Source organism: Pseudomonas fjordensis (assembly GCF_976987115.1).
Map to the genome: position 1 here is coordinate 2,231,319 of NZ_OZ336860.1, position 16,218 is coordinate 2,247,536.

At 60.7% G+C, this 16,218-nt stretch carries 14 protein-coding genes; 5 read left to right on the plus strand and 9 right to left on the minus strand.

The window, feature by feature from the left end:
• Positions 1–273 precede the first annotated feature (273 nt).
• Positions 274–969 (plus strand): outer membrane protein, encoded by a 696-nt coding sequence (locus ACWHXD_RS10310; RefSeq protein WP_138763414.1) that lies wholly within the window; start codon positions 274–276, stop codon positions 967–969.
• On the opposite strand, the gene pdxR is transcribed toward ACWHXD_RS10310, so the two are convergent.
• On the minus strand, positions 966–2,453 hold the full coding sequence (pdxR, locus tag ACWHXD_RS10315; protein WP_499083920.1) for a MocR-like pyridoxine biosynthesis transcription factor PdxR: 1,488 nt from the start codon (positions 2,451–2,453) through the stop codon (positions 966–968). The two genes, ACWHXD_RS10310 and pdxR, sit on opposite strands and share 4 nt — an antisense overlap.
• Positions 2,454–2,530: 77 nt before the next feature.
• Here pdxR and ACWHXD_RS10320 point away from each other — a divergent pair, with 77 nt between their 5' ends.
• Positions 2,531–4,192 carry a M24 family metallopeptidase gene (locus tag ACWHXD_RS10320; protein WP_138763412.1) on the plus strand — a complete coding sequence of 554 codons (1,662 nt, stop codon included), beginning with the start codon at positions 2,531–2,533 and terminating at the stop codon, positions 4,190–4,192.
• Between the two features lie 129 nt (positions 4,193–4,321).
• On the opposite strand, the gene ACWHXD_RS10325 is transcribed toward ACWHXD_RS10320, so the two are convergent.
• From ACWHXD_RS10325 to ACWHXD_RS10350, 6 genes are all read right to left on the minus strand, one after another.
• Positions 4,322–6,061 carry a dipeptidase gene (locus tag ACWHXD_RS10325; protein ID WP_138763411.1) on the minus strand — a complete coding sequence of 580 codons (1,740 nt, stop codon included), beginning with the start codon at positions 6,059–6,061 and terminating at the stop codon, positions 4,322–4,324.
• 95 nt (positions 6,062–6,156) lie between these two features.
• On the minus strand, positions 6,157–7,374 hold the full coding sequence (locus ACWHXD_RS10330) for a phospholipase D-like domain-containing protein (protein WP_138763410.1): 1,218 nt from the start codon (positions 7,372–7,374) through the stop codon (positions 6,157–6,159).
• A gap of 56 nt (positions 7,375–7,430) precedes the next feature.
• A complete protein-coding gene (locus ACWHXD_RS10335) occupies positions 7,431–8,078 on the minus strand; it encodes a MotA/TolQ/ExbB proton channel family protein (protein ID WP_032892588.1) in 648 nt (215 codons plus the stop codon).
• 25 nt (positions 8,079–8,103) lie between these two features.
• Positions 8,104–10,389, minus strand: coding sequence for a TonB-dependent receptor (locus ACWHXD_RS10340; protein ID WP_499083927.1), 2,286 nt, complete (start codon positions 10,387–10,389; stop codon positions 8,104–8,106).
• A 24-nt stretch (positions 10,390–10,413) separates the two neighbouring features.
• The gene (locus ACWHXD_RS10345; protein WP_032892586.1) at positions 10,414–11,136 is read right to left on the minus strand and encodes an energy transducer TonB family protein; all 723 of its coding nucleotides are present in this window, start codon (positions 11,134–11,136) and stop codon (positions 10,414–10,416) included.
• Between the two features lie 2 nt (positions 11,137–11,138).
• Complete coding sequence (locus ACWHXD_RS10350) at positions 11,139–11,546, minus strand: ExbD/TolR family protein (RefSeq protein WP_138763409.1); 408 nt, start codon at positions 11,544–11,546, stop codon at positions 11,139–11,141.
• Positions 11,547–11,736: 190 nt separating this feature from the next.
• On the opposite strand from ACWHXD_RS10350, the gene ACWHXD_RS10355 reads away from it, so the two are divergent.
• Together ACWHXD_RS10355 and ACWHXD_RS10360 are read left to right on the plus strand one after the other, a co-directional pair.
• Complete coding sequence (locus ACWHXD_RS10355; RefSeq protein ID WP_098952195.1) at positions 11,737–12,291, plus strand: GNAT family N-acetyltransferase; 555 nt, start codon at positions 11,737–11,739, stop codon at positions 12,289–12,291.
• Entirely contained in the window at positions 12,288–13,859 is a 1,572-nt protein-coding gene (locus tag ACWHXD_RS10360) for an alkaline phosphatase D family protein (protein WP_138763408.1), read from the plus strand. Before ACWHXD_RS10355 ends, ACWHXD_RS10360 begins: the two co-directional genes overlap by 4 nt.
• Positions 13,860–13,957: 98 nt before the next feature.
• Here ACWHXD_RS10360 and ACWHXD_RS10365 read toward each other — a convergent pair whose 3' ends face one another.
• Positions 13,958–14,599 carry an alanyl-tRNA editing protein gene (locus tag ACWHXD_RS10365; protein WP_138763407.1) on the minus strand — a complete coding sequence of 214 codons (642 nt, stop codon included), beginning with the start codon at positions 14,597–14,599 and terminating at the stop codon, positions 13,958–13,960.
• Between the two features lie 89 nt (positions 14,600–14,688).
• Here ACWHXD_RS10365 and ACWHXD_RS10370 point away from each other — a divergent pair, with 89 nt between their 5' ends.
• Positions 14,689–15,621 carry a LysR family transcriptional regulator gene (locus ACWHXD_RS10370; protein ID WP_098952192.1) on the plus strand — a complete coding sequence of 311 codons (933 nt, stop codon included), beginning with the start codon at positions 14,689–14,691 and terminating at the stop codon, positions 15,619–15,621.
• A 139-nt stretch (positions 15,622–15,760) separates the two neighbouring features.
• Here the strand turns inward: ACWHXD_RS10370 and ACWHXD_RS10375 are convergent, their stop codons facing one another.
• Positions 15,761–16,168: a PA2817 family protein gene (locus ACWHXD_RS10375; protein WP_032892578.1), complete on the minus strand. Its 408-nt coding sequence runs from the start codon at positions 16,166–16,168 to the stop codon at positions 15,761–15,763.
• Between the last annotated feature and the right edge of the window lie 50 nt (positions 16,169–16,218).

Sequence of the window (16,218 nt, forward strand, 5' to 3'; positions counted from 1 at the left end):
CTCGCGCCGTTACCAGGACGTTGATCCGAACCTGACCCTTCCCACCTCAATCAGTGCGCCATACATCTTTCCAATACGCTGCCGGGCTCGGCGCCATCTTCATTCTTGGGACATTTCATACAACAACTAAGGCGTTTATACCGGTTGTTTGTCTCGACGCTGACACAAGATGAGCTGCCGCATTCGGCTCATGGAAACGTCAACACACCCGCGTCGGATTGCCCCTTGAATGAAGTGTGTTGTTTTGTGTTCAAACCGTATTGGAATAATAAAATGCAAATATCCAAGTCTGTTCCCGTATTGCTACTGGTCACTTCTGCCATTTACATGTCGCAGGCGATTGCTGCGCCGGCCGACGAGGAAGGGTACTACGGGGTTGCTCGGGTGATCAGCGCCGAGCGCAAAGCCCGCAATATGGATTCCAGTGCCCGCCCCGGTATTGGTTCGTTCGTGCCCGGCGACGACAGCCAGAAGGATATGACCGGGTCCATCGGAGTCGGCTATCGCTTCGGTAATGGCTGGCGCGTGGAGGGCGAACTGACCCTCCCGCAAAGCGACACATTCACCAGTGGTTCGACTGCTTTCCCTACCAGTCTCAATCAGCACCACATCGACTCCAGGCGCGTGATGCTCAACGCCTATCGCGACTTTCGAATCACCGAGAAGGTAGCGATTTATGGTTCGGCCGGGCTGGGTCTTGCCCGCCTTGAGTCGAAAGGATGGCAGGGCAATGAGTCTCGCCAGTATGGGGCCTCGACCCAGACCAACCTGGCGTGGTCGGTCGGTGCAGGCGTCGCTTATGACGTTACCGATCGCCTGGCCCTGGACCTCGGCTATCGCTACGTTGATATGGGCGATACCGAAAGTGGCTGGAACAACTTTGCCAATGCCCGAGGCCTGCAAGATGAAAAAATAAAGGCCAACCTGGTCTCCAGCGAATTCTCGTTGGGCATGCGCTGGGCGTTCTAACACGCGCCCTCGCCGCAGGCTTTGGCCAAACGCAAAGTGGCCTCGCGGATCTCGTCCTGATTGAGCGACGCGAAGCCCAGGCGCAGAGCATTCTGCGGCTGGTCCAGCGGCGAAAACTGGCGGCTGCTGCGCACCACCAAACCGTGGTCCACAGCGGTTGCCACCATCCGATCAACGTTTATTCCCTCCTCGAAACGCACCCACAATGCCAGGCCGCCTTCGGGCTCGCGCAGCTGGATACGCTCACCAAAGGCTTCATGCAGGCAGTTTTGCAACGTCTCTCGCCGGGCCCGGTATTCTTTCGATACACGGCGCAGGTGCTTCTTCAGCTCACCGTCATTGATCAAGTCGGCCAGCATCCTCTGCGCGACTGCGTCGGCATCGCCCAACATCAGCGCCGCGTTGCGATGCAGCACCTCAATCACTTGGGCGGGAGCCACCACATAGCTGCAGCGAAACGTCGAGCCCAGCGTCTTGGATAACGAGCCTATATAAATCACATGGCGCTGAGAGCGTTCACTGGCCAGCGGCAGGTAAGGGCGGCCGTTGAAGTGAAACTCATGGTCGTAGTCCTCTTCGATAATGCAGAAGTCATGCTGCGCGGCCAGCGCCAGCAAGTGCTGCCGGCGTGCGGCATGAAGGCTCACGGTGGTGGGGAACTGGTGATGGGGCGTGAGGTAGATCATGCGCACGTTGTGCTCACGGCATAAGCGCTCGACCTGATCGGTGCGGCAACCTTCATCGTCGATGTCGACCGTGACCAACTGCGCGCCGAGCTTGCGGAAAATTTCCCATGCCGGTGGGTAGCTCAGGCGCTCCACCAATACCACGTCGCCGGGCTTGAGCAGCAGGCTGGCGCTCAGGTACAGGGACATCTGGGTGCCCTGGGTCAGGCAGATATTTTCGGCAGTGACCGTCAGCCCACGGTTGTTGCGTAGCATCTCGGCCAAGGCGCAGCGCAGGTGATAGCCGGTGCCTTCGCTGCCGTAGCGCACGGTATTGGAGGCGAAACTGTTGCGCAGTGCGTGGCGATAGTAACGGTGCAAAACGGCCTGGGGCAGCAGGCGGTGATCGCTGGTGCCGTTGTCGAAAAACAGCGCATCGCGCCGACGCTGGAGTGCGACCACTTGGGCGTTATGGGTGAAATACGGCACCCGTGGTTGCTCCAGCAACGGCGGCGCGAAAGACGGTTGTGTGACGCTGGGCAGTTGTTTGGGTGTCAGTTGCGCATTGACGAAGGTGCCACGGCGCGGCTCGCTGACCAGCCAGCCCTTGGTCATGGCTTCTTCGTAGGCCAGGATCACCGTCTTGCGGTTGACGTTGAGCAACTGCGCCATTTCCCGCGTGCCTGGCAGCAATGTCCCAGGTGGCAGACGGCCTTCGAGGATGGCATTGACCAAGCCTTCGGCAATCTTGCGGTAGGACGCCTGGCTGGTGGTTTCTTCAAGCCGCAGCAAGGGGCGCCATTTGCGCATCTGGACCATCTGAAGTATCCAAATCTGGAGGTTTTAATGGGCCTAGTCTAGCGCAACAATCAGGCCTCACTTAGCCCGAGGTTGTTATGAATACACGTCATGTCATCGAACTGTCGCCCTCGGGGAAAACCTTTGAGGCGGGCGACGAATTGTTGCTCGACGCCATGCTCGCCAGTGGCCTGGCCGTGCCGTTCTCCTGTCGGCGTGGTGCCTGCGGTTCGTGCAAGGTGGTGGTGGCCGAAGGTGAGTACCGGGCCAAGCGCCTGGCACCGGGTGCGCCGGTACCTTCTTATCCTTTGGCAGCCAATGAAATGTTGTTATGCCAGAGCCACGCCTGTGGCGACATGCGCCTGCATATTCCCGGCTGGTCGCTGGATACGCCCGCGCTGGTAGTGGCGGCGCAGGTTCACAGCAAGCGTGCGCTGGGCCCCGATGTGATCGAGTTGGTATTGATGCCAGACACGCCCGTGATGGTGCGGGCCGGCCAATACCTCAAGTTTTGCCTGGCGGACGGTGACACACGTTGCTTCTCGATTGCCAACCTGCCCGACGAGGACGATGGGCGGTTGGTCTTCCAGATTCGCCGGGTGAGTGGCGGGTACTTTTCCGAGGGTATCCTGGGTGGTCTCGCCGTGGGTGAGCGTCTGCACGTGGAAGGGCCTTTTGGTGCCTGCACCTGGCAGGACGATGATGCGGCGCCTGTGGTGTTATTCGCCACGGGCACTGGTTATGCGGGCATCAAGCCTATCCTGCTGACCGCGCTCAAGCGCGATGTCGACGTGACGTTGTATTGGGGGGGCGCGCAATCGGCGGATTTTTATGACAGCGCCTTTCTCGACGACTTGATGGTTGAGTATCCGCGTTTTCGCTGGCATCCCGTGCGGTCCTCCGAGGGCAGAGTGCAAGAGGTTGCAATGAGTCATGGGCATCAGTGGGAACAGGCCCAGGTCTATGCGTGCGGCAACGCTGCAATGCTCGGCCAGGTGCGGGCCCATTGCCTTGAAGCGGGGTTGCCGAGCCACCGGTTTATCGCAGAGGCGTTTGTCGCCAGTGGTCGGTCAGGCGCTGAAACAGGCTCGCTGTTGTTTGACCCGGTCTGGGAGAAAGTCGGCCCGCGCTATTCCCTGGATGGCATGCTGGCAGCGCGGGAAAAATCCATGCGTGCCCTGGCGGCGATTGCCAGCCAGTTGAAAGTTGGCATGACTACCGGTGAGGCCCTTGAGATGGCTGCGAGGCAACTGCAGGCCATGGGCGCTTCGCACACCTGGCATCCGACCTACATTCGTTTTGGCGCTGACACCGTTCGCCCACCGCGCGAGGGCATAGATCGCCAACGCAGGCTGCGGGCTGATGACATTGCCGTGGTCGATCTTGGCCCGGTATGGGATGGCTACGAAGGGGACTATGGCGATACGTTTGTGTTTGGCGATGGGCCTTTGCATCAGGCCTGTACAACGGCCTTGCATGAAGTCTTCGATGAAACGCGCCAAGCGTGGCTGCGTGGCCTGACCGGGCGTGAACTCTACGACTTTGCCGAGCAGAGTGCCCTGTCCAAAGGCTGGAGACTGGCACGCAACCTGGCAGGGCACCGCCTTGCAGATTTCCCCCATGCATTGTTCGAGAGCAAAGAGTTGGCTGACCTGGAGATCTCGCCCAGTGAAATGGCCTGGGTATTGGAAATCCAGCTGTGCCATCCCACCGAGCCGGTCGGTGGGTTCTTTGAGGATATGCTGATGATGCAAGGCTAAATTGCGCATACACCGCCGATCCCCTGTGGGAGCTGTCGAGCCCCAGCGAGGCTGCGAAAGCGGTGGTTCAGGCGCTGAAGATTCTGCCTGTGCCGCCGCCATCGCAGCCTCGCTGGGGCTTCAACTGGGTCAGAGCTTCGGCAACTGCCCGACGCGGCCCATCATTTCGGTGACGATCTGCAGGTCCAGCAAGAACTGCTCAACCGTCTTGAACTCACTGTCAGTGTGCCCGGTGTACTTCTCTTCCGGGCGCGCCAGGCCGAATTGCACGCCGTTGGGCAGGTCATGCACGGAGGTTGCGCCGGCCGAGGTGCCGAATTTGTGCGCCATGTTCAGGTTTTCAGTAGCCACTGCCAGCAAGGCTTTTACCCATTCGCCTTCAGGGTTGCGGTACATCGGTGCGTCGAGCGAGTAAGTGAAGTTCACCTTGACCTTGGCATCCTGGTTCCAGGCGGTGAGCTTCTGCTCGATCTGCGCCTTGAGCGCTTCCGGGGTTTTACCTTTCGGCGCGCGCAGGTTCACGGCCAGTTTGAAAGCTTTGTCATCCTGCCCCACAAACGTCAGCGAGGTGGTCAGCGGGCCCATGAAATCATCCGCGTAGCCCACGCCCAATTTGCCACCCAGGTAATCCAGGCCCCAGTTGTCGGCGGCATACCGCGCAGCATCGGTGATGTGGTTGTGCTTGAGGGCGACCTTGCCATCGAGGCTGTGGATCAGCTCCAGCATGCGTGCCACCGGGTTGACTCCGGTTTCGGGCTCGGAGGAGTGCGCGGACACGCCGGTCACCGTAAGTTTGACGTCCTTGCCATCGACCTTGGCCGTCACCTGAAAATTGCCACCGTTGCGCTTGGCATAGTCGGCACCGGCCTGTTGCAGGCTGGCGGCCAGTTCGGCGGGTGCATCGCTGACCAGCGTGGCCACCGAGGCCGATGGGATCTGGTTGTTCGCCTTGCCGCCGGTCATCGCGATGATCTCTGCGCCTTTGCCTTCGCCTTTGCGCACCGGGAAGGTGGCCATGACCGTCCCCGAGCCTTTCTCGGCGATCACCACCGGGTAGCCGCCATCCAGCGCCAGGTTGTATTGCGGCACGGGATTGCGCTCGAAATAGTAAGGAATAGCCTCACCGGAAGTTTCTTCGGTGGTGTCCACCAGCAGCTTGAACGTGCGCGCCAGTGGCAGCTTTTCTTCCTTGATCACCTTCATCGCGTACATCGTCACCACGATGCCGTTCTTGTCATCCTCGGTACCGCGGCCATACATGCGGTCGCCGATCAGCGTGACCTTGAACGGGTCGAGTTTGGTACCGTCTTGCAGCACCCAGTTTTCCGGGGTAACGGGCACCACATCGGCGTGGGCATGCACACCCACGACTTCATCACCGCTGCCTTCCAGGGAGATTTCGTACACGCGGTTATCGACGTTACGGAAGTTCAGGTTGAAGGACTTGGCCAGGGCCTCGATCTTCGCGGCGATCTTGAGGAATTCCGGGTTTTTGTACTGTGGCAGACCGTCTACGTTGAACGTAGGGATCTCCACCAGTTCACGCAGGGTTTCGAGCGCGGCTTTGCCGTATTTCACGCGGGTGTAAATGCCCAGCAGGCGATTGATCTCGTTCTGCTGCTCGGCATTCAGGGTTTTGTTACCCAAAAACGCGTTGATAGCCGGGCCAGTGTCAGCGGTTTTACCCAGTTCGCCCTTAGCCAGGATGCCGAGGAAGCTGCGGAAATCGGTGACCGAGGTCTCGCTGAAGTGCTTCAGGATTGCCGTGCTTTGGTCTGCAGTGATGTTAGCGGAGGCAGGCGTGGCGATTGCCGAAAGGCTCGCGGCGAACAAGGTGGCAGCCACCAGTTTTTTCAATGGAAAGTGCATGGTTAAAGGCATTCCTTTGCAGGTAGTGAGTAGGAGGTTTCTGACGGAAGAGTCAGAAACATTTCCACACACTACCATTACTCAGGTGCCCAAGGTCAATGCTGGCCAGGGTGGGGCGCGGGATACTCCTCCGTCACGCTCAAGGCTCTAGCGTAAGGCCCGTCCCACAATTGTTGATGCAGTTGGCCTACGCGCTCGGCCATCGCCTCACTGCGCATCACCACCTCCAGATTGCGCGAATTATCCAGGTAACCACCCAACCAGTTGCTGGTGCCGACCCACGCCACCTGGCCATCGATCTCCATGGTTTTGCTATGGATCACCCGCGCATATGGGATAAAGCCCTGCTTGGCTTCGGGCAGGGTGACGATCTTGATCTCGACATTGGGCAGCACCGCCAGGCTCTTGAGATAGGGCAGCTCCAGTGGGTCGGTATTCCAGTTGGACACCATCAACTTGATCGACACGCCACGGGCAGCGGCGGCGCGCACGGCGTTGTCGATCACCGCGTAGTACGGCCGGGTTCGATCCGGTCCGTAGGACAGCGGCGCGTAGTCGAGCAACTGCACGCGCACCTCTTTTTTGGCTTCGCCCAGCAGGCGCGGCAGTTCCAGCTGTGAGTCGCCCACGCCGGGCGGGTTGTAGCGTTGCGGGCTGGCCACCAGGTAGTTGCCGGTACGTGCAGGTGCCTGGCCGTTGGCGGGTAGCGGCACCGGTTGTTTACCCGCCAGCGCGGCCTGGGCTTGCCAGTCTTGCTCGAAGATCGCCTGCACTTGGCCCACCACCGTTTCGTCAGTGATCCGCAGCCCGGTTTCGTGGATATGCTCCAGGGCGCGCCAGTCGAAATTCTGACTGCCGACAAACGCCTGCTTGCCATCCACCAGCAGGTACTTGGCGTGGATGATGCCGCCGCTCAGTTGCCCGTAGGGCAGCACGCGCAAGGTCAGGTTGGGAATGGCGCGCAAGCGTTCCAGGGTGGCGGCGTCCGAGAGCTTGATGCCTTTTTCTTCGAGCAGGAAACGAATTTTCACGCCGCGTTTGCCGGCGGCTTCCAGGTGTTCCAGCACCGTGTTCATCACCGAACCGGGGTGATCCGCGGCGTAGAACTGGCCGATATCAATGCGGCTTTTGGCGCCGTCGAACAGCTCGATCCATACCGGGCCGGGCTGGCGTAAATCGTCGGTGCCCAGGGCGGTGTCCACGGGCACGGTATGCACCAGTTCAAAGCCTGGAATGGAAAAGTCCGCCTGGGCCAGCGGACTGAGGAGCAAGCCGGTGAGGCCGGCGATACGCAACTTTATCGAAAGGGACATAAGCGTCTCATCGCACCAAAGGAAAAGGCGAGCGCCCAAGGCGCCCGCCCTGCAGGTCAGGCTGTGCGGCTGTGCAGAGGGGTGGGCACGCGATGGGGCACTTCATCCTGTGCGCGGGCGCCGGTGGCGGCGCGAATCAACAGGATCTTCAACTGGTCGTTGATACGCTCCAGGCTGTCCTGGAAGAAGTTGTGGAACACCACGCAGAACAGCGCGATGGCGATACCTAATCCCGTGGCAAACAAGGCCGTCCCGATACCACCGGATATCTGCCCTGGGTCAGACACGCCTGCGGTGGCCAGTGCCTTGAAGGTGTCGATGATGCCGAGAATGGTACCCAGCAGGCCCAGCAGCGGGGCGGCGGTGGTGATGGTCTCGATGATCCACAGGCTGCGGGCCAGTGGGGCGCGGGTCTTCAGGTACTGGGTGTCGATTTCGTCGTCCAGGTCCTTGCGCGAACCGTGGGTCGCCTTTTGGGCCAGCACCGGCAAGATCATGTTCAGCGGCAGGCTGTCGCGACGGGTCAGGTTCTCCGGCAAGTCACGCTCGCTGTGCACGTTGGTGCCCAGGGCATCGATCAACGCGCGAGCCTGGCGGCGCACGTAGGCAAAGTAGATACCGCGTTCGATGGCGATGAAGATCGCAATGGCCATCGCCGCGTACATCACATAGAAGGTGACGTCGTGGAGCAGGTTCATATCCATGATGGTGTTCCTCTTGAGGTGAGTCTTAGAAATTCGCTTCCAGCGAAACCGTGACGGTGCGGTCCAGGCCGACGATGTACGCAGGGTCGCCATCGCGGAAACCGCTGTAGCTGGCCGCGTTGGTCTTGGTGGTGTACACGCCGTCCAGGTATTTCTTGTCGAACAGGTTGTCGACGTTCAGGCGCAGGGTCGCGTCCTTGACCACCTTCTTGTCCACCGGCAGGTAAATACCGGCGCCGAGGTTGAACACAGTGCGCCCGGAAATCGCCTCGTCGTTGGTCAGGTCGCCGTAGAGCTTGCTGGTGTACTTGCCGCCGAAGGTGCCGTAGAAGCGCCCGTCGTCATAGCCGATGTTGGCCGCCAGCATGTTCTTGGGCACGTTGGCGAACTGCTTGCCACTGGTGGGCAGCACGATGGGTTTGCCGGCGTTGTAGACGGTCAGGTCATCCTGCTGCTCGGCCTTGGTGTAGGTGTAGGAGGTGTAGTAATTGAAGTGGTGGGGCAACTGCCCGCTCCACTCCAGTTCCAGGCCTTTGTTGACCACGGAACCTGCGTTGATGTCGGCAAAGTCGCCGTTGATGTCCCGGGACGACACTTGGCGGTTCTTGAAGTCCATGTAGAACAGGGTGGCGGCCAGGCTCATGTCGTCGCCGCTGTAGCGCCAGCCCAGTTCATGGTTCCAGCTGGTTTCCGGCTCGGCGTCGATCGAGCCGGCGCCTTTGTCGTAGAGCACGTAGTTCTGCGGCACGCGCATGTTGCGCGACAGGCTGTAGAACAACTGGTCACGCTCGTCCAGTTGGTATTTCAGGCCGGCGTTGGGCAGCAGTTTGTTGTAGGTCTGGTTACGTTTTTCCGGGCGTTCGTTGAGGCTGCCGTGGTTGGTGCCTTCACGCTCGACGTTCATGTAGGCCAGGCCTGCGATGAAGGTCCAGTCCGGGTTGATGTACCAGGTGTCCTGGGCCCAGACCTTTTGCGCCGGCGTCACGGTGAAACGGTCGCGACCCTGCACGGTGTTGCCGTTGGCATCGACGATGGCGCTGTTGGAGTCCGGCCAGGTGTCCACCGGCTTGCCGTTGCTCTTGAGCGGAATGAACGGCTGGGTCTGGCTCTGGCGTGCGCGCTCGTACCAGTAACCGAATTGCAGGCTGTGGTCGCCCAGGTCCCAGGTCAGCTTGGTGGTGATGCCTGGGCGCCAGGTTTGCGTGCGTGAAGGGCGGTAGTAGACGCCGCTGTTGGGTGTGCCGTCGGCGTTGTATTGGGCGGCGGTGGGCAGGTTGCCAAGGTCGAACACACCGCCCTGGTTGGAGCCACGGTTGAGGGGGTAGCTGGATGAACCGACGCCGCTGCCATTGCCCCAGTAGTAATACGGGATCACCGACAGCGCGAAGTTATCGGCCAGTTTGAACTGGGTGTTGAGCACGGCGGTGAAGGTCTGGAACGGGTTCTGCGCCAGGGCGTAATAGCTGTTGTACTTGCCGTTGCTGCCCACGCTGGGGGTGGCCGGATAAGGGTCGTACTTGCGGCCATTTTGCTGGAATTGCGCCTTGGTCAACTGGCTGTAACTGTTGTTGTCCTGCTCGTGGTACTTGAGGATCAGGTTGGCGGTGTTGCCATTGCCGGCGTCGAAGAAGCTGTTCCACTCCACCTTGTCCGCGCGTACCGCGCCCGAGCCGCGCCACATTTCGCCTTCGGTATGGGACACCGACAGCCAGTTGCTCAGGCCGTTGATTTCGCCGGTATTGAGGCGGGCAAAAGTCTTGCGCGTGGCATTGCTGCCGACGACCTGTTTGACGAAGGCGCCGGTTTCCTTGGTCGGGCGAATGGTCACGATGCCAATGTTGCCGCCGCTGGAACCAATGTGCGGGCCGTCGGATTCCGCGGCGCCCTGGGTGACGAAGATCTGGTCGATGTTTTCCGGGTCGCCCAGCAGGTTGGAATACAGCGCGTAGTTGCCCGAATCATTGATCGGCATGCCGTCCACCGACATGCCTACCTGGTCTGAGTTCATGCCGCGCATGGTGAAGCGAAAGCCCGACAGGCCGGTGTTGTCTTCACTGGAGATGTTCAAGCCCGGGGTGTACTTGAGCTTGTCGATGGCATTGCCCGTGGCCGCCTGTTTATCCAGTGCTTCCTTGGTCACCGTGGAGCGGCCCTTGATGCTTTCCTCCGGCACCATGTAACCGCCCCCCGCGGTCGCCTTGCCTTGTACGCCAATGGTGCCGACGTCACTGTCGCTGGTCTCTGCCATGACCATTCCCTGGGTCATGCTGGTCGCGGCCACTAGTGCCAGATGAATACGGGTGAACTTCATCACTGTCGTCCTGGTGTCGGGTGCTTATTGCACGCTGTAGTTGAAGGTGGCGGTGAAGCGCTGCTCATTGCGCCCCCCGAAGGCTTGCTCGGGGAACGGCTTGACTTGCTTGATGCGACGCAAGCTGTTGGTGGCGGCCCGGTTGAGCAACATGCTCGAGGCCTGGGTTTGTAAACCCGAGTCGAGTACCCGGCCTTGGCGGTCTACCAGCAACCACACCACCACTTCGCCGCTCGGGCGTTCGAGGGAGGCCTGGCGCCCGGTGGGGTACTGCTTGTAGGTGTCCAGTTCGTTGCGCAAGCCTTTGAGATAACCGCTTTCCAGGGCCTGGCCATCGACCTTCGGTGGCGCCGGTGGGGCGGGCGTCGGTGCCGCTTGGGCCACCGGGGCTGGTTTGGCGGCCACCGGTGGCGGTGTCGGCGCGGGCTTGGCGACCACGGGCGCAGGCTTGGGCACAGGTTTTGGCTTGGGCTTGGGTTCGGGTTTTGGCAGCGGCTTGGGCGGTGGCGGCGGGGGAGCAGGCTCGGCCTCTTCCTCTTCGATCACCGGCGGTGGCGGTTCTTGCTCCACCACCGGTTCAGGGACCACTTCCGGTTCCGGCTCGACCAAGGCCAATTCGACCGCCGACTCGTCATACACCGGCTCGACTTTCAACGTCTGGGACTGGATACCCAGTGCAATCAGCACCAGGGCGATCAGGGCCGGGACACTGCCCAGCAGCTGACGCGCACGAAACAGAACGTACATGATCAGGACTTACGCGTAGCAATGGACACGGAGGTGAAGCCACCCAGGCGCAGGGTGTCCATCACTTCCACCAGGCGCGAAACCTCCACGCCTTTATCGCTGTTGACGATGATCGTCGACTTGCTATCGGGCTTTTCGGCCGCCTTCAGCGCCGGTACTAGGGCCTCCACCGTCAGGTCCTTGCCGTCCAGTTGCAACTGGCCTTCCAGGCCCAGGGTGAGGATGAATTTGTTCTGCGGCTTGAGCTGCTGGGAACTGCTGGCGCTGGGCAATTGGGTCTTCATGCCGAGCGCGGGAATCACGTTCAGGCTCACCAGTACGAAAAACACCAGCAGGAACATCATCACGTCGATCATCGGGATCAGCTCGATGTGCGCCTTGCGTTTCTTGGGTTCGTCCCAGGTTCTCATTCCGTTACCCCGTCATTGAATTAGGGGCAAAACGCTAACAGCCAAAAATGACCGATTGGTTAACTTTAATTGACCGTTTGGAGGCTCTAGGACGCGTCTTTCAGAAAACTTACCAGTCAGTTTTCGGGCGTAATGAAACTGACACTCGGGGCATCCATGCTTGAGAAATTTATCTTGAGAGTCGGCTCCCATGCCTACCGCACTGCCTCAATTGACGACCCCGCGACTGTTGTTGCGCGCACTGCAAATGCACCAGGCGCAGGTGCTTTTCACGCTTGCCAACGGGCCGAAAATTGCCGACAACACGGCGAACATTCCATCGCCCTACACCCTGGAAACCGCCCAGGATTTTATTGCCGGGATCGCTGACAAGTACCGCACCGGTGAGCTGTTGAACCTGGGTATGCACGTGCGCGGCACCGATGAATTGGTCGGCATGGTCAGCCTGCGTATCAATGCTCACCATCACTATGGGCACTTGGGGGGCTGGGTGGCGGCACACTGTCGTAATCAGGGTTACGCGGCGGAAGCGGCGAGCGCGGTGATGGACTTCGGCTTCGAGGCGCTAGGGTTGCAGCGCGTGGGCAGCCAGTGTTTCGCGCGCAACAAGGAGTCGGCGCGGGTCATGGAAAAGATCGGCCTGCGCTATGAAGGTTGCATGCGCCAGGCGTTTTTAAAGAACGGCGTGTATGAGGACATGCTCGGGTTTGCCACCGTACGTGACGACTGGGAGCGCTGCCGGTGAGCGGCGAAGTCGACCACGGCCGGCGCCGGGTCCTCGGCGGGCTGGCGGTCGCTACGGCGTTTTCTATTCTCAGCCCGTTTGCGCGCAGTGCCGGGGTGGATTATCCGTTCACCCTTGGCGTGGCTTCCGGCGACCCGCTGCCGGATGGCTTTGTGATCTGGACGCGCTTGGCACCTTTGTTCAATGCGGCGGATGGCCGTGGCGGCCTGAGTCGCACGGTGCCGGTGCGTTGGCGGGTGGCCAGCGATGCGGCGATGACGCGCATTGTGAAGCAGGGCGAAGTACTGGCGACATCGCGTTTCGCTCACGCAGTGCATGTTGAAGTGGCGGGGCTGGCGGCGGATCGGCCGTATTGGTATCAGTTTGAAGGGCTCGGCGCGCAGAGCCCGGTGGGCCAGTCGCGCACGATGCCGCCGCTGCACGCCATGGCCTCGGCCCGGCTGGGGTTTGTGTCCTGCTCGCACTGGGAGCGTGGCTATTTCAGCGCCTACCGACACCTTGCCGCCGAGCAGCCGGACCTGGTGTTTTTCCTCGGTGATTATATTTACGACAGTTCCTATGCGGCGGAGTCGGGCAAGGTGTTTCGTTCCCACGGCAGTGGCAATGCGCAAAGCCTGAGCGATTACCGCAACCGCTACGCACTGTACAAGACCGATCCAGACCTGCAGGCCCTTCACGCCGCAGCTCCCAGCGTCGTGACGTGGGATGATCACGAGGTCCAGAATGACTACGCCAACCGCTGGTCCCAGGATCCGAAGGTGGCGGTGGCGCAGTTTCTCAAGCAACGGGCGGCGGCTTACCAGGCGTTCTACGAACACATGCCCTTGCGCGCCAGCAGCGTGCCGAAGGGGCCGGACATGCGCATCTACCGGCGCCTGGACTACGGGCGGCTCGCCCGATTCCATGTACTAGACGGCCGCCAATACCGTTCCGAGCAACCGTGCATCGCGGCCAATGGCAGCCATCAAGGACATATTGTCACCACCCCTTGCAGCGACCTGCGTGACCCTGGCCGCACGTTGCTCGGCTGGCAGCAAGAGGCCTGGCTGGACCAAGGATTTGCCCAGTCCAAGGCGCAGTGGAATATCATCGCCCAGGATTTGCTGGTGGCGCCGCTGATGCAGCGTGACCTCACCAACCATAAGCTTGGCCGCTGGACCGATGGTTGGGATGGCTACATGGCTAACCGCTCACGGATGCTGGCGTCGATCGTGCGCAACCGGGTGAAGAACCCGGTGTTCTGGGGTGGGGATATTCATTCGTTCTGGGCCACCGACCTGCATGCCGACGCCGACAGGCCAGACTCGGCGGTGGTCGCCACCGAGTTTGTCGGCTCGTCGGTCACCTCCGACGGCCCGCCCTATGACGCGTTCATGAAGATCATGCCGCTCAACCCCCATGTGAAGTTCTTCGACAGCCGCCAGCGTGGCTATGTGTCGGTGGAGCTGGCGGCCAACACCATGTTGACGAATTTTCGTGCGATCAGCGACCCGCGTGACCCGGCGGCGACGGTGTCGACGTTGAAGTCTTTCGTCAATGAATCGGGCCAGCCGAGCGTGGCCCTGTAGGAGCGAGCTTGCTCGCGAAAAACTCACAGGCACCGTGTGCAACCTGACTGCTCGCGTTATCGTTGACGTTCTTCGCGAGCAAGCTCGCTCCTACAGTGTCAGGGTGTCAGGGTGTCAGCGAGGCTGTAGCGTACTGACAGCGCGCCTTTTTTCTCCGATAGCGCCAGGATCGTCACTTGGCCCAGTTCGCTCAACGCTTGAACATGCGTGCCGCCACAGGCGTAAGCCGGCAACTCGCCGAAGCCGACTTCACGGGTGCCGTCTTCCAGCGTCATATGGCGGGGATAGTCGGCGGCGATCCATGTGTTGACCCACTGCTGGAGCGTCTGCGCATCCATGTCTTGCGCGGTCTGGCCACGGATAAAGGTGATCTTGCCTTCGCCCGGCCAATGGTGGGCCTTGATCGGCATCCAGCCCAGGCGTTCGCCCGCATTGCCGATCAAATGCCCTGCCGAATGCAGACGTGTGTGCAAGGCGCGCCGCTCTGCGTCGACGCGTGCAATGACAGGTCCAGGTTCCAGAGGTTGGTCGACGTAGTGCACCACCCGTTCGGCTTCCTGCATGACTCGCAGTACCTGGCTGTCGCCGAGCCAGCCGGTGTCGTACGGCTGGCCTCCGCCTTGGGGATGGAAAATCGTCGATTGCGCAATCACGGCGAATTGCTTTTCGTACGCGGTGCAACTGAGCACTTCCAGCTCTGCCGTCAGGTGATCGTGGGTAAAAAACAGGCGCTCGGTCATCATCTACATCCGCATCAGGGTTCTGCGGGCAGTATAAATAGTGCGCAGATGAGTGATAATCCGCTCAATTATCAATGGACCTGTGCGTCATGAGCATCAATCTTCCTTTGCCGTTATTGGGTGAAATGGCGATTTTCGTCAAGGTCGTGGAAACCGGCAGCTTCTCTGAAGCGGCGCGGCAACTCAGTGTTTCGCCTTCGGCGGTGAGCCGCAGCATCTCGCGCCTGGAACACGCCCTGGCCACGCGCCTGCTGCAACGCACCACGCGTAAGCTGCGCCTGAGCGAGGGTGGCGAGGAGGTGTTCAAGCGTTGCCAGGAGATGGTCAACGCGGCGCGCTCAGTGATGGAAATCAGCGGGCAATTCACCCATGAAGCCGAGGGCCTGGTGCGGGTCAGTGTGCCCAAGGCGGTGGGGCGATTCGTGGTGCACCCACATATGGCGGAATTCTTGCGGCGCTATCCCAAGGTGGATGTGCAATTGATCCTGGAAGATCGGCATGTGGATTTGATCGACGACAACGTCGACTTGAGCATCCGCATCACCGACAGCCCTCCGCCGGGCTTGGTCGGGCGCCAGCTGTTGCCCATCGAACATTTGCTGTGCGCGACGCCGCAGTACCTGGCCGAGCACGGTACACCGAGCCATCCCCATGATCTGCTTGGGCACAGTTGCATCTATCTGGGTGAGACACCGGGAGATTCACGCTGGAAGTTTCGCCAGGCTGGCAAGGCAGTCACGGTCGGCGTACGCGGGCGGTATGCGGCGAACCACACCGGGGTGCGGCTGGAGGCGGCGTTGCAGCATGTCGGGATTGCCAGCTTGCCGTATTTCACCGCGCGGCACGCGCTGGAAGCGGGGGAGTTGGTGCAGGTGTTGCCGGGGTGGGATTTTATTGCCTCGTACCATGGCGAGGCGTGGCTGCTGCATTCGCCCACACGGTACCTGCCGCCGAAGTTGCGGGTGTTTATCGATTATCTGGTGGAGTGCATGGCCAGGGAGCCCACGCTGCGCCGACGGTAGGAACGCGGTTGCTCGTTCCCACGCTCTGCGTGGGAATGCCACCTTGGACGCTCCGCGTCCTGCCTTTATGCCTGTGCACGGGTGATGCAGAGCGTCACAGCATAGGTTCCCACGCAGAGCGTGGGAACGAGCATCGTTGTCAGTGTTTGCTCTGGTCCTGAGGCATCGCCAGCAGCTGTTTTTCCTGGTTCCAGTCGAACGGTTCGTCGTTCTGTTCGGCTTCATAGCGACGTTCTTCCAGGGCCTGGTACAGGTCCAGTTCTTCGTCGGGCATGAAGTGCAGGCAGTCGCCACCGAAGAACCACAGCAGGTCGCGGGGCACCAGGTGGGCGATTTGCGGGTAACGCACAATGACCTGGCTCATCAGGTCCTGGCCCAGGTACTGGCTTTCGATCGGGTCGATCGGCAGCAGGGCGCGCAGTTCGTCGAAGCGCTCCAGGAACAGTGCGTGGCTTTCCTCGGGCACCTGTTCGGCTTCGCCGACGGCAACCAGGATGCTGCGCAAGTGGTCGAGCAAGACGAGATGATCGGCAACGACGTTGGACACGAGATAAAGCCTCTAAAGCAAAAACGGGCGCGAGAGTATAAGCCTCTCGC

Excerpts from the sequence above, each read along its gene's own strand:
- ACWHXD_RS10345 (WP_032892586.1), bottom strand. The coding sequence starts at position 11,136 with ATGTACGTTCTGTTTCGTGCGCGTCAGCTGCTGGGCAGTGTCCCGGCC.
- ACWHXD_RS10370 (WP_098952192.1), top strand. The coding sequence starts at position 14,689 with ATGAGCATCAATCTTCCTTTGCCGTTATTGGGTGAAATGGCGATTTTC.
- pdxR (WP_499083920.1), bottom strand. The coding sequence starts at position 2,453 with ATGGTCCAGATGCGCAAATGGCGCCCCTTGCTGCGGCTTGAAGAAACC.
- ACWHXD_RS10365 (WP_138763407.1), bottom strand. The coding sequence starts at position 14,599 with ATGACCGAGCGCCTGTTTTTTACCCACGATCACCTGACGGCAGAGCTG.
- ACWHXD_RS10325 (WP_138763411.1), bottom strand. The coding sequence starts at position 6,061 with ATGCACTTTCCATTGAAAAAACTGGTGGCTGCCACCTTGTTCGCCGCG.
- ACWHXD_RS10340 (WP_499083927.1), bottom strand. The coding sequence starts at position 10,389 with ATGAAGTTCACCCGTATTCATCTGGCACTAGTGGCCGCGACCAGCATG.
- ACWHXD_RS10330 (WP_138763410.1), bottom strand. The coding sequence starts at position 7,374 with ATGTCCCTTTCGATAAAGTTGCGTATCGCCGGCCTCACCGGCTTGCTC.
- ACWHXD_RS10335 (WP_032892588.1), bottom strand. The coding sequence starts at position 8,078 with ATGGATATGAACCTGCTCCACGACGTCACCTTCTATGTGATGTACGCG.
- ACWHXD_RS10320 (WP_138763412.1), top strand. The coding sequence starts at position 2,531 with ATGAATACACGTCATGTCATCGAACTGTCGCCCTCGGGGAAAACCTTT.
- ACWHXD_RS10350 (WP_138763409.1), bottom strand. The coding sequence starts at position 11,546 with ATGAGAACCTGGGACGAACCCAAGAAACGCAAGGCGCACATCGAGCTG.
- ACWHXD_RS10355 (WP_098952195.1), top strand. The coding sequence starts at position 11,737 with ATGCCTACCGCACTGCCTCAATTGACGACCCCGCGACTGTTGTTGCGC.
- ACWHXD_RS10310 (WP_138763414.1), top strand. The coding sequence starts at position 274 with ATGCAAATATCCAAGTCTGTTCCCGTATTGCTACTGGTCACTTCTGCC.